Raw genomic sequence first — 12085 nt, forward strand, 5'->3', positions numbered from 1 at the left:
TCACCGGCCCAGCGTAGGGGGTGAGGCGGGACTTCCGGCGGCGTCCACTGTGTCCACCGGCAGCTCCGCGCCGACCACGAACCCGCCGCCCGGCCCGGGGCCCGCGGTGAGCGAGCCTCCCGCCGCGGCGATTCGTTCGGTGAGGCCCTTCAGGCCGGTGCCGCCGATGCCGGGCGCGGGCGGCGGGCCCGCCGGTCCGCGGCCGTCGTCGGTGACGGTCAGCCGGACGCGTTCGGCCGTGCCCTCGACGAGGAACGAACAGGTGGTCGCGGCGCTGTGGCGTACGACGTTGGTCACCGTCTCCCGCACCACCCAGCCCAGCAGCACCTCCGCCTGTGGGGTGAGCGGCGGTCCCGAGCGGCGGACCACCGATTCGATCCCGGCGGCGGTCAACGCGGACCTGGCCCGGTCGAGTTCGGTGGCCAGGCTCCCTTCGCGGTAGCCGGTGACCGCTTCCCGGATCTCGGTGAGGGCCTGCCGGCCGACGGACTCGATGTCGGCGACCTGGGCCAGCGCCGCGTCCATGTCGCGTGGCGCGAGCCGGCGCGCGGCCTCCGACTTGACGACGATCACCGAGATCGTGTGTCCCAGCAGATCATGCAGATCGCGGGAGAAGCGGAGCCGTTCCTTCTCCACGGCGGTGCGGGCCAGTTCCTGCCGGGTGGCCCGCAGTTCCATCACGGTCTCCGACAGGGTGAGGAGCGCGGCGGTCACCGCACCCGAGATGAAGGTGCCGTATCCGATGGTCCACGGGTCCGAGGCGTTGTCCCCGCGCCAGACGGCGACGAAACTGGCAACGGCTGCGAGGCCCAACAGGCCGAGCATCAGCTGGCGGTGGCGCAGGATGACGCCGCAGGCCAGCGAGAGCAGGGGGAAGAACAGCAGCCAGGTGCCGCCGTAGCCGATCGCCAGCCCGAACGTGACGAGGGCCATCACGGCGAGCAGCACGTACGACACGGGGCTCTCGCGCCTCTTCTTGTCGAACCCCCGGAACACCACGTTGATGTAAAGGGAGTTGAAGACAAGAAGCCCGAGACCGCCGATCCAGGGGTTCGAGGCCCGCCCCTGGAAGAGGTTGGAGAAGCCGCCGAGTCCCATCAGCAGCCAGGGCAGCAGCGAGTACGGTCCGGGCGGGCCGGGGCGCCCCTCCTCGCGGTGCCGCCTGCGGCGTTCCCGCCACGTTCCTGATCTGTTCCGGGACATGATCGCTCCTGTCACACGGTCCTCGCGGACCGACGGTACGAGACGACGGCGTACGCACCGAACAGCAGGAGCCATCCGCCGAGCACGGTGATCGTCCCCAGGGAGGGTGCGTGGCCGCCGGTGGTCGCCCAGCCCAGGTCGGCGAACCGGTGGGCGGGCGTGAACCTGCCGATGGAACGCAGCCATTCGGGAAGCAGGTCCAGCGGGAACCACAGCCCGCCGACGATCGCGAGGCCCATCAGACAGGCCACGTTGACGACCCCGGTGCCCTGCGGGGTGAGCCGGTAGCCGTTGCCGAGGCCGAGCAGGGTGAACGGCAGCGCGCCGATCCACAGCAGCAGTGCCAGTGCGATCCACTGCCAGGCGTCCAGCCGCACGCCGTTGAGCAGTCCGCCGGCCAGCAGCACCGTCACGATCGTCGGCAGGACGGTCACCGAACCGCTGATCGCCCGGCCCACGACCGCCCGGGAAGGGGCGAGCGGGGTGACCCGCAGCTGTTGAAGCCAGCCGAGCTCCTTGTCGGAAGCGACCCCCGTACCGATCGACATGGCGGAGCCCAGCGCACCGTACGCGGCCATGCCGACCATCGAGGCCGTCTTCCAGCCGTCGACGCCCTCACCCCCGCCGATGTTGGTGAAGAGCAGATACATCACCACCGGCATCCCGGTCCCGAAGATCAGGAAGAAGCCGTCACGCAGGGTCCTGCGCACTTCGAGCACGACGTATCGGAACATCACAGGGTCTCCCTCTCGGAATCGGTTGCGGGTGCTGCTGCGGTCGGTGCGGTGAGGGCGAGGAACGCGTCCTCCAGCGTGGCCCGGGAGACCTGGAGTCCACGGATCGCGCCGAGGCGGGCCAACTCCATGACGGTGGCGTCCGAATCGTCGGTGCGTAGCAGCGCCCGGTCCCCGGACACCTCCACGGTGACGACGCCGGGCAGCAGCTCCAGGCCCGCGGTCGGCCGGCCCGCCAGGTCGAAGGAGACGAGACTGCTGCCGGCCGATCCCCTGATCGTGTCGGCGCTCCCGTCCGCGACGATCCGGCCCCGGTCGATGACGACGATCCGGTCGGCGTTCTCGTCGGCCTCCTCCAGGTAGTGCGTGGAGAAGAGGACCGTGTTGCCGCGCCGGGCGTAGGCGCGCATGGAGTCCCAGAACGCCCGCCGGGCCTCGACGTCCAGGGCGGCGGTCGGCTCGTCCAGGACGATCAGCTCCGGGTTGCCGGCGAGTGCGACGGCGAACCGGACGCGCTGGATCTGCCCGCCGGAGAGCTTGTCGATGCGCCGGTCGGCGTACGCGGAGACACCCGCCAGGGCCAGCGATTCGGGGACCGGCATCGGGCTGGGGTAGGTGGAGGCGACGAACTTGATCAGTTCGCGGACGGTGACCCGGGGGATCGGCCGCCCGTCCTGCAGCATGGCGCCGACCCGGCCGTCCCGTATCGCCCGCTCGGGGGTGGAGCCGAGCAGCTGCACAGCGCCCGAGTCCGGCTCGTTCAGACCGAGCAGCAGGCTGATGGCGGTGGACTTGCCCGCGCCGTTGCGGCCGAGCAGTGCGACGGTCTCGCCGCGCTCGACGGTCAGATCGATTCCGTCGACGGCCCGTACGGTCCGCTCCGCCCGGCCGAAGGTCTTGACTGCCCCGGTGAAGACGACCGCAGGCCCGCTCCCCGTTGTCTTTTCCATGGAACTGACGGTACGGAGCTGGGCCCGCACTCCGGCAGACGCGCTTGTACGGACTCCGCGATGACAAATGTCATGGCCCGGGTGGGCGCCTGAACGGCCTCGGCGTGCGCCTGATCGCCTTCCCAGCCAGTGTCTCTGACGAGACGTCAGCAGTCTTCACAACTGCTGGGAGCTGCGTTATACATAGGGCCAACCGGCTAGAACGCGTTCTAGAACAGGCGTGGCGGCCGGTCCCGCACGACCTCGGTGCGGCCGACGGTGCGGACGGCCGTGCCGAGGTCTTCCCACCATCAAGGAGCAGCTCCCCCATGCCCATTGATGCCCAAAAGGCGATCGCCGCCGACCCCCGGACCGCAGAGATCGGCTGGGACCACAAGGACATCCAGCTCTACCACCTCGGACTCGGCGCGGGCATCCCCGCCACGGACCCGGACGAGCTGCGCTACACCCTGGAGTCCCGGCTCCATGTCCTGCCCAGCTTCGCCACCGTCGCGGGCGCCGGCATGGGTGTCGTCGGCGGATTGTCCTCGCCCGGGATCGACGTCGACCTCGCCGCCGTGCTCCACGGCGGACAGACCGTACGGGTGCACCGGCCGATCCCGGTGAAGGGCAGGGCCGTGCAGACATCGAAGGTCGCCGCCGTGTACGACAAGGGCAAGGCGGCCGTCCTCGTCCTGCGCACCGAGGCCGCCGACGACGACGGCCCGCTGTGGACCAACGACGCCCAGATCTTCGTCCGCGGCGAGGGCGGCTTCGGCGGCGAGCGCGGCCCGTCCGAGCGGCTCGCGCTCCCCGACCGGGCACCCGACCGGGTGGTCGAGCGGACCATCCGGAAGGACCAGGCGCTGCTCTACCGGCTCTCCGGGGACTGGAACCCGCTGCACGCCGACCCCGAGTTCGCCGAGCTGGCCGGCTTCGACCGGCCGATCCTGCACGGTCTGTGCACCTACGGCATGACGCTCAAGGCCGTGGCCGACACGCTGCTCGACGGTGATGTGGCCCGGATCGGCGCATACAGCACCCGTTTCGCCGGGGTGGTCTTCCCGGGCGAGACCCTCCGCATCCGGATGTGGGCCGGGGACGGCCGCGTCCAGGTGGCCGTGACCGCCGCCGAGCGGGACGACGCGCCGGTCCTGGCCGACACGCTCGTCGAACACTTCTGAATCACGCAACGACCTGAGGGGAGCCGCACCATGCGCGCAGCCGTACTGCACGAGATAGGTCAGGACAAACTGGAAGTCCTCGACGACGTCGAGGCGGTGGGCTTCGGCCCCGGCAAGGTCAAGCTCCGCATCCGGGCCACCGGGCTGTGCCACTCCGACGTCTCGGCCATGAGCGGCGTGCTGCCGCAGCCCGCCCCCTTCATCCCGGGCCACGAGGGCGCCGGCGAGGTCCTCGACGCAGGCGACGGCGTGACCGGACTGAGCGCGGGGGACCGGGTGCTGGTCTGCTGGCTGCCCGCCTGTGGGGCGTGTCCCGCCTGCCGGCGCGGCCAGACACAGCTCTGCCTGGCCGGGTTCATGAACGCGGGCACGCCCAACTTCAAGCGCCCCGGCGGCGATGTGTTCGGCTTCGCAGGGACCGGCACCTTCACCGAGGAGGTCGTCGTCGACGCGGGCTGCGCGGTGCCGATCCCCGATGACGTGCCGTTCGAGATCGCCGCACTGATCGGCTGCGGGGTGACCACCGGACTCGGCGCCGCGATCAACACCGCGCAGGTGCAGGCAGGTTCGTCGGTCGCTGTGATCGGCTGCGGCGGCGTCGGTATCTCCACCATCCAGGGGGCCAGGGTCCAGGGCGCCGCTCAGATCGTCGCCGTCGACCCGGTCGCGTCCCGGCGCGAGGCGGCACTCCGGTTCGGCGCGACCGAGGCGGTCCCGCCCGACGAGTTCGCCGACGCCAAGCAGCGGATCACCGGCGGCGAGGGCTTCGACTACGTCTTCGAGGTCGTCGGCAAGTCGGCGACGGCCCGCACGGCGTACGAGAACACCCGGCGCGGCGGCACGCTCTGCATCGTCGGCGCGGGCGCGATGGACGATCACTTCCAGGTCAACATGTTCGAGCTGTTCTTCGACGAGAAGCGGATCCTGCCCTCGATGTACGGGGGAGGGGACGTGCTCCGCTCCTACGAACGGGCCATCGCGCTCTGGCGGGCGGGCCGGATCGACCTCGAATCGATGATCACCCACCGGGTTCAGCTGGCCGAGATCAACGACGCCCTCGGCCAGATGAGGACCGGCGAGGCGCTCCGTACCTGCATCGAACTCTGACCACCGCCGCTTCCGAGAGGACTCCGGGATTCCGATGTCACAACCCCTTCCCCTGGACGGGCTGTCCGCGATCGTCACGGGCGCGGGCCGCGGCCTCGGGCGCGCCGAAGCGCTGGAGCTGGCGGGGCTCGGCGCGGCCGTCGTCGTCAACGACTACGGGCAGCCGGGCCGCGACGGCTCCGGCGAGGCGTCCGCGACCCCCGCCGAGGAGGTCGCCGAGGAGATCCGTGCGGCGGGCGGCAGGGCCGTCGCCCACCTCGGCGACGTCTCCGACCACGAGCAGGCCCGCGCCCTGGTGGAGCTGGCCGTCAGCACGTACGGCACGCTCGACATCCTGGTCAACAACGCGGGCATTCTGCGCGACCGGATGGTCTTCTCTATGACCGAGGACGAGTGGGACTCCGTCATCCGGGTGCATCTCAAGGGCCACTTCAACACCACGCACTTTGCCGCGGCCCACTGGCGCGCGCTCTCCAAGGAGTCCGGCGGCCCGGTCTACGGCCGGATCATCAACACCTCGTCGGAAGCGTTCCTGGCGGGCTCGGCGGGCCAGCCGAACTATGCGGCGGCCAAGGGCGGCATCGTCGGCCTCACCACCTCGACGGCCCTGGCCCTGGCCAAGTACGGCGTCACCGCCAACGCCATCTGCCCGCGGGCCCGCACCCGGATGACGGAGGACGTCTTCGCGGGATTCGAGGAGCCGACGGACGGCCGGCTCGACGCGCTGGCCCCCGAACACGTCTCCCCGCTGGTCGGCTATCTGGCTTCGCCGGCGGCCGCCAAGGTCAACGGCCAGCTGCTCGTGGTGCACGGCGGGATGGTCGCGATCGTCGAACGCCCCCGGGTGGCTGCGAAGTTCGACTCGTCCAAGGAGACGTTCTCCTTCGGCGAGCTGGACGAACTGATCTCTCCGTACTACGCGGAGCGTCCGCCGCACGAGACGTTCGCGGCGGCGGAGGTACTGGGACTGAAGCGGGGCTGACCTCCGGGCGGCAGCACACAAGGAAGGGCCTCCGCAGCCGAACAGCGCTGCGGAGGCCCTTCCTCCACTCGTTCCCTCGTTGATTTCTGCTGCGGTCAGGCCGCTCGGCTGCCCCCCTCGGCGGGGCGCCGGTGGCGACCGTGCGGCTGTCCGTCCGTGCTCTCCATCGACACCCCCCCTCGGTGCTTTCCGGAGCCGTCGGCGTCGGCCCGTGCGGCGTCCGCCCCCTGCGGGCGCGTCTGGGTCGTGTCGGTTCGGGCTTCAGACATGTGGGAAGTCCCCCGTTGTGATCGCTTGCGTGTGTGTCACCGGGACCATTGCGCCACCACCAGCCGACACGGTCACCGTCGGCAACCGTGCCCATCGGCTAGTAGGGGTGCCCCCTGGCCCCGGTCCAGAATTTAACCAGGTGCCGTGCGCCCCACGAGCGGCGCCTGGCCCAGTGGAACCGGCTTGCACACGGGAAGAGGCGTGGCAGCCGCGGACGGTTGCATGCCGCTTTCCGTGGCCGCCGTCCACGCAGGCCCGGCGCCGCGTCCCCCGCCCTCCGGTGCCTGCAGCAGGGCCACCCCGCACGGCACGTCCCGGCCGGCGTACGGGAGCTTGAGGAAGCCGTCCTGGGTCAACACCCCGGCCCCGGCCAACCACCCTTCCGGTGCGGCCAGTTGGTGCAGCCTGCGCCCCGCCGGACGCCATACCCCGACCCAGCTGCCGGCCGCCCCGTCGATCCGCAGCGCCACCGCACAGTTCTCCGGCATCAGCATCTGCCCGGGCTGTACGGCGAACGGCGTCACCGCGACATCTGCCGGATGCAGACACTCCGGGAAGCGCACCGGCAGACAGCTGCCGAGCACCCCCCAGCCGAGCCGGTCCTGGCCCGGCGCATCGGAACGGATCAGCAGCAGCCCGCTGTCCGTATCGGCGAGCAGCAGACGGTCGTTGCTGTCCGGCGTGATCTGCAGCAGCGGCGACACCTCGCCGCCCCGGTCCAGATCCACGGCGACCGCCTTCACCGGACCGCCGCCCACAGGCTCCCGGTCCAGGGCCAGCATCCGCCCCGCCCGGTTCAGCCAGACGCCGCCGGAGCATCGTCCAGGCACCTCGGCCACCCGTCTCGGCCCGAACGCCCCGCCCGCCACGAGCCAGACGGCGGTGGAGCGTTCACCGACGGACAGTGCGTACGCGCTCGCACCGTCCGGCGACGGCGGCAACAGGGTCAGGGGCGTGTCGTCGGCGCACTCGATGGTGCCGAGGGGCAGTTCGCCGGTGCCGGGGCCCGTCGGGTAGAGCAGGGAGAAGGCGTGCCGGTCCGCCACCCGCCGCCGGATCAACACCCGCCCGTCGGCGAGCGGCAGCACCTCGGAGTCCGGCTCCTCGGGCTGGTTGAGGGGGAGCGGTACGGCGTACGGCTCGTGCCCGTCGAGCGTCCAGCGCTCGGGGAACCAGGCGGCGTCCGGCGCCTGCCCGGCGAGCGTGAGCCGCGCCGCGTACGAGCCGTCGGCGGTGATGGTGAACGTGCCGGTCCCGGCGGCGGCAGCTCGGCCCGGCCCGACGGACTCGCCGGGCCCGTCGGGGACATGAGGCGCACCGGACTCGCCCCGCTCGCCGGGCTCGATGAGCCCGCCCCGCTCCTCCGGCTCGTCCCGGCCCCCGGGTTCTTCCACTTGTCCGGGCGCGGGATCCGCCGTCGCGGCGGCCCCGGCCGTCTCACCCTCGATGGCGCAGGCAGTCATGGGCTCGTCACCTCCGGCAACCGAAGCTAGTTTTCGCACTTCCTGCCGAACAACACGTGACCCGCCACTTCACACATAAGGATGGTGATGCCCGGATTCGGCTGAGGGCGAGGGGGCGGTGTGCTTCTGACGGAGCGTGCGGCTAAGGTTAGGCATCCCTAAGTAATCCTGTGACTCCCTCAACTGGAGCAAGTGACCACGTGATGTCCATACGACGCCGCAGCACCGCAGCGGTCGGCCTGACAGTGGCCGCCGCCCTCGCTCTCTCCGCCTGCGGCAGCGACGACAGCGCAAAGGCGGGCGACTCGGCCAAGTCCGCCGGCGGCGACAAGAAGGCAGCCGTGGCGACGGGCGGCAAGGACTTCGCCGACGCGGCGAAGAAAACGGCCGGGTACGGGACGGACGCCGCGGCGGGCCAGTTCCCCCGGACCCTCACCCACGCCATGGGCAGGACCGAGCTCGAGTCCGCCCCGAAGCGGGTCGTCGTGCTGGACGTCGGCGAGTTCGACAACGTCGTCTCGCTGGGTGTGAAGCCCGTCGGCTACGCCCCCTCCGAGGGTGACGAGGCCATTCCCTCGTACCTGAAGAAGGACGCGGGCAACCCGAAGAACGTGGGCACGATCAACAACCTCAACCTCGAGGCGATCGCGGGCCTGAAGCCGGACCTGATCCTCGGCAGCCAGCTGCGCGCCGCCGACAAGTACGACCAGCTCTCCAAGATCGCGCCGACCGTGTTCTCCATCCGTCCGGGCTTCACCTGGAAGGAGAACTACCTTCTCAACGCCGCGGCGCTGGACAAGACGGCCAAGGCGAAGAGCCAGCTCGACGCGTACGAGAAGAAGGCCGCCGAGCTCGGCAAGGACATCGGCCCCGACAAGCCGACCATCTCCATGGTCCGCTACCTGCCGGACCGGATCCGCCTCTACGCGAAGGCGTCGTTCATCGGCACGATCCTTGAGGACGCAGGTCTGCCGCGGCCCAAGAACCAGCAGATCAACGACCTCGCCACCGAGATCAGCCCCGAGAAGATCGACGAGGCGGACGCCGACTGGATCTTCACCGGCGTCTACGGCGACCCGAAGGCGACCAAGCGCGACACCGCACAGTCCAACCCGCTGTGGAAGAACCTGAAGGCGGTCAAGGAGGGCCGGGCGAAGGACGTCCCGGACGAGACCTGGTACCTCGGCCTCGGCGTCACCGCGGCGAACCTGGTCCTCGACGACCTCCGCGCCGACCTGGTCAAGTAGCCGGCCGGGCAGAACTGCGCGTCACGATACGTAACCGACTGTCGCCCGGCCTTCACGGGTCGCCTCAGCCATGGGCAACGGGGTACGGACGGAAGGTAGCCTTTCCTGCGTGCCCCGTCTGTCTGAAGTCCTCACCGCGCTCGACGCCCTCTGGCCTCCCGAGCGGGCCGAAGGATGGGACGCGGTCGGAACGGTCTGCGGAGACGTGGACAACCCGGCCGCCGAAGTCGACCGCGTGCTCTTCGCCGTGGACCCGGTCCAGGAGGTCGCCGACGAGGCGGTCGGACTCGGAGCCCAGCTGATCGTCACCCACCATCCCCTCTACCTGCGGGGTACGACGACGGTCGCGGCCGACACCTTCAAGGGCCGGGTCGTGCACACCCTCATCAAGCACGACATCGCCCTGCACGTCGCGCACACCAACGCCGACACCGCCGACCCAGGGGTCTCCGACGCCCTCGCCGGCGCCCTCGATCTGCGGGTCACCGGCCCCCTCGTACCCGATCCGACCGACTCCAAGGGCCATCGAGGCCTCGGCCGGATCTGCGAACTCGACCACCCCGAGACCCTCCGCGACTTCGCGGCCCGCGCTGCCGCGCGGCTGCCCGCCACCGCGCAGGGCATCCGCATGGCTGGCGACCCGGACGCACTCGTGCGTACCGTCGCGGTCAGCGGCGGCTCCGGCGACGGCCTCTTCGACGCCGTGCGCGCCGCGGGCGTCGACGCCTTCCTCACCGCCGATCTGCGCCACCACCCGGCGTCCGAGGCCGTTCAGCAGTCTCCGATCGGCCTGATCGACGCCGCACACTGGGCCACCGAATGGCCTTGGTGCGAGCAGGCCGCGGCGCAGCTCGACGCGATTTCCGACCGCCACGGATGGGACCTGCGGGTCCATGTCTCGAAGCAGGTCACCGACCCCTGGACCACCCACCACTCTTCTGGAGCCCCCAACTGAACGCCGCGCCCGCCGACCAGATCCGACTTCTCGACGTCCAGGCCCTCGACGTACGGCTGTCGCAGCTTGCCCACAAGCGCAAGTCGCTGCCCGAGCACGCCGAGATCGACTCGCTCACCGCCGACCTCGCACAGCTGCGTGACCTGCTGGTCGCCTCACAGACCGAGGAGAGCGACACCGCCCGCGAGCAGACCAAGGCGGAGCAGGACGTCGACCTGGTGCGCCAGCGCGCCGTCCGCGACCAGCAGCGCCTGGACTCCGGCGCGGTCACCTCGCCGAAGGACCTGGAGAGCCTGCAGCACGAGATCACCTCGCTGGCGAAGCGCCAGGGTGACCTGGAGGACGTCGTCCTCGAGGTCATGGAGCGCCGCGAGTCCGCACAGGAGCGCGTCACCGAGCTGACCGCACGGGTCTCCGCCGTCCAGGCCAAGGTCGACGACGCGACTGCCCGCCGGGACGCCGCGACGCGGGAGCTCGACGAGGAGGCCGCGACCGTCACGAAGGAGCGCGAGCTCGTCGCCGCCTCCGTACCGGCCGACCTCCTCAAGCTGTACGACAAGCTCCGCGCCCAGTCGGGCGGGGTCGGCGCCGCCCGGCTCTACCAGCGCCGTTGCGAGGGCTGCCGGCTGGAGCTGAACATCACCGAGATCAACGAGGTGAAGGCGGCGTCCCCGGACACGGTGCTGCGCTGCGAGAACTGCCGCCGCATCCTGGTCCGTACGGCGGAATCGGGCCTGTAATGACGGAGCCGCGTCAGTTCGTCATCGAGGCCGACGGAGGCTCCCGGGGCAACCCGGGGCCCGCCGGGTACGGCGCGGTCGTCATCGACCCGGTCACGGGGGAGACGCTCGCCGAGGCCGCCGAGTACATCGGCATCGCGACGAACAACGTGGCCGAGTACAAGGGCCTCATCGCGGGCCTGAAGGCCGCGAAGGCGCTGGTGCCGGACGGTGCGCTGCTGGTGCGCGTCCGGATGGACTCCAAGCTGGTCGTGGAACAGATGTCGGGCCGCTGGAAGATCAAGCACCCCGACATGAAGCCGCTCGCGGCGGAGGCGGCCCGGATCCTTCCGGCGTCCGCCGTCACGTACGAGTGGATCCCGCGCGAGAAGAACAAGCACGCGGACCGGCTCGCCAACGAGGCGATGGACGCGGGCCGGCGAGGCAAGCAGTGGGAGCCGTCGGCGTCGACGGCCGCACTCGACCTGCCTCCGGTCTCCGGTCCTCCCGGGGACGCGGCGGCAGGAGCCGCGAAGGCACGGGCGGCGCTGTCCACCCGCCGTGAACCCGCGGCCACTCCACAGGTCGGCTGGGGTGCCGCCCCCGACCTGGGTGCGCCCGCGACGTTCGTCCTGCTCCGTCACGGCGAGACGGCCCTCACCCCCGAGAAACGGTTCTCCGGCAGTGGTGGCACCGACCCCGAACTCTCGGCGGCCGGCCGCCACCAGGCGGAGCGCGTGGCCGAGTACCTCGCGGCCCGCGGCACCATCCAGGGGATCGTCAGCTCGCCCCTGCGCCGCTGCCGCGAAACGGCGGCGACGGTGGCCGCGCGCCTGGGCCTGACCGTCGAGACCGAGGAAGGCCTGCGCGAGACGGACTTCGGTGCCTGGGAAGGCCTGACGTTCGCCGAGGTCCGTGAACGGTACGGCGCCGACCTGGACGCCTGGCTTGCCTCCACGAGGACGCCCCCCACGGGCGGTGGCGAGAGCTTTGCCGAGGTGGCCCGCCGGGTCTCGTCCACCCGCGACCGCCTGACCACCCGCTACGCGGGACGCACGGTGCTCCTGGTCACGCACGTGACCCCGATCAAGACCCTGGTCCGCCTGGCCCTGGGCGCCCCGCCGGAGTCTCTGTTCCGCATGGAACTCTCGGCGGCGTCGCTGTCCGCCGTGGCGTATTACACGGACGGCAACGCGTCACTGCGACTGCTGAACGACACATCGCACCTCCGGTAGGAAGTCGCACCTCCGGTGGAACTACGGGGGCAAGGTCCAGCACAGAGGAGGAGGGCA

General features: G+C 71.0%; 11 protein-coding genes. 7 read left to right on the forward strand and 4 right to left on the reverse strand.

All coding sequences use genetic code 11. The features are described from left to right. The 3 genes from AB0N06_RS10085 to AB0N06_RS10095 are packed head-to-tail and all read right to left on the reverse strand — an operon-like array spanning position 1 to position 2887. Positions 1-1203, reverse strand: coding sequence for a histidine kinase (locus AB0N06_RS10085; protein ID WP_366134223.1), 1203 nt, complete (start codon positions 1201-1203; stop codon positions 1-3). 11 nt (positions 1204-1214) lie between these two features. After that, the gene (locus AB0N06_RS10090; RefSeq protein ID WP_366134224.1) at positions 1215-1937 is read right to left on the reverse strand and encodes an ABC transporter permease; all 723 of its coding nucleotides are present in this window, start codon (positions 1935-1937) and stop codon (positions 1215-1217) included. Then, positions 1937-2887, reverse strand: coding sequence for an ABC transporter ATP-binding protein (locus tag AB0N06_RS10095; RefSeq protein WP_366134225.1), 951 nt, complete (start codon positions 2885-2887; stop codon positions 1937-1939). The genes AB0N06_RS10090 and AB0N06_RS10095 overlap by 1 nt, the downstream gene beginning before the upstream one ends. Before the next feature lie 308 nt (positions 2888-3195). On the opposite strand from AB0N06_RS10095, the gene AB0N06_RS10100 reads away from it, so the two are divergent. From AB0N06_RS10100 to AB0N06_RS10110, 3 genes are read left to right on the forward strand one after another with little or no spacing between them, the layout of a single operon-like run. Then, positions 3196-4050, forward strand: a complete 855-nt coding sequence (locus tag AB0N06_RS10100) for a MaoC/PaaZ C-terminal domain-containing protein (protein ID WP_366134226.1) — start codon at positions 3196-3198, stop codon at positions 4048-4050. Between the two features lie 30 nt (positions 4051-4080). Then, positions 4081-5157, forward strand: coding sequence for a Zn-dependent alcohol dehydrogenase (locus AB0N06_RS10105; protein ID WP_366134227.1), 1077 nt, complete (start codon positions 4081-4083; stop codon positions 5155-5157). Positions 5158-5191: 34 nt separating this feature from the next. After that, on the forward strand, positions 5192-6139 hold the full coding sequence (locus tag AB0N06_RS10110) for a 3-oxoacyl-ACP reductase (protein WP_366134228.1): 948 nt from the start codon (positions 5192-5194) through the stop codon (positions 6137-6139). Positions 6140-6540: 401 nt separating this feature from the next. On the opposite strand, the gene AB0N06_RS10115 is transcribed toward AB0N06_RS10110, so the two are convergent. Then, a complete protein-coding gene (locus AB0N06_RS10115; RefSeq protein ID WP_366134229.1) occupies positions 6541-7872 on the reverse strand; it encodes a hypothetical protein in 1332 nt (443 codons plus the stop codon). 203 nt (positions 7873-8075) lie between these two features. On the opposite strand from AB0N06_RS10115, the gene AB0N06_RS10120 reads away from it, so the two are divergent. From AB0N06_RS10120 to AB0N06_RS10135, 4 genes are all read left to right on the forward strand, one after another. Beyond that, complete coding sequence (locus AB0N06_RS10120) at positions 8076-9119, forward strand: iron-siderophore ABC transporter substrate-binding protein (protein ID WP_366134230.1); 1044 nt, start codon at positions 8076-8078, stop codon at positions 9117-9119. A 109-nt stretch (positions 9120-9228) separates the two neighbouring features. Next, entirely contained in the window at positions 9229-10074 is an 846-nt protein-coding gene (locus AB0N06_RS10125) for a Nif3-like dinuclear metal center hexameric protein (protein ID WP_366134231.1), read from the forward strand. Continuing rightward, positions 10071-10814, forward strand: coding sequence for a C4-type zinc ribbon domain-containing protein (locus AB0N06_RS10130; RefSeq protein ID WP_366134256.1), 744 nt, complete (start codon positions 10071-10073; stop codon positions 10812-10814). Before AB0N06_RS10125 ends, AB0N06_RS10130 begins: the two co-directional genes overlap by 4 nt. Continuing rightward, positions 10814-12028, forward strand: a complete 1215-nt coding sequence (locus AB0N06_RS10135) for a bifunctional RNase H/acid phosphatase (protein WP_366134232.1) — start codon at positions 10814-10816, stop codon at positions 12026-12028. Before AB0N06_RS10130 ends, AB0N06_RS10135 begins: the two co-directional genes overlap by 1 nt. The last annotated feature ends 57 nt before the right edge of the window (positions 12029-12085 follow it).

The organism is Streptomyces sp. NPDC051020 (assembly GCF_040683105.1).
In the GTDB taxonomy this organism is placed as follows: Bacteria; Actinomycetota; Actinomycetes; order Streptomycetales; family Streptomycetaceae; genus Streptomyces.

Excerpts from the sequence above, each read along its gene's own strand:
- AB0N06_RS10095 (WP_366134225.1), bottom strand. The coding sequence starts at position 2,887 with ATGGAAAAGACAACGGGGAGCGGGCCTGCGGTCGTCTTCACCGGGGCA.
- AB0N06_RS10100 (WP_366134226.1), top strand. The coding sequence starts at position 3,196 with ATGCCCATTGATGCCCAAAAGGCGATCGCCGCCGACCCCCGGACCGCA.
- AB0N06_RS10090 (WP_366134224.1), bottom strand. The coding sequence starts at position 1,937 with ATGTTCCGATACGTCGTGCTCGAAGTGCGCAGGACCCTGCGTGACGGC.
- AB0N06_RS10085 (WP_366134223.1), bottom strand. The coding sequence starts at position 1,203 with ATGTCCCGGAACAGATCAGGAACGTGGCGGGAACGCCGCAGGCGGCAC.
- AB0N06_RS10120 (WP_366134230.1), top strand. The coding sequence starts at position 8,076 with ATGTCCATACGACGCCGCAGCACCGCAGCGGTCGGCCTGACAGTGGCC.
- AB0N06_RS10110 (WP_366134228.1), top strand. The coding sequence starts at position 5,192 with ATGTCACAACCCCTTCCCCTGGACGGGCTGTCCGCGATCGTCACGGGC.
- AB0N06_RS10135 (WP_366134232.1), top strand. The coding sequence starts at position 10,814 with ATGACGGAGCCGCGTCAGTTCGTCATCGAGGCCGACGGAGGCTCCCGG.
- AB0N06_RS10115 (WP_366134229.1), bottom strand. The coding sequence starts at position 7,872 with ATGACTGCCTGCGCCATCGAGGGTGAGACGGCCGGGGCCGCCGCGACG.
- AB0N06_RS10105 (WP_366134227.1), top strand. The coding sequence starts at position 4,081 with ATGCGCGCAGCCGTACTGCACGAGATAGGTCAGGACAAACTGGAAGTC.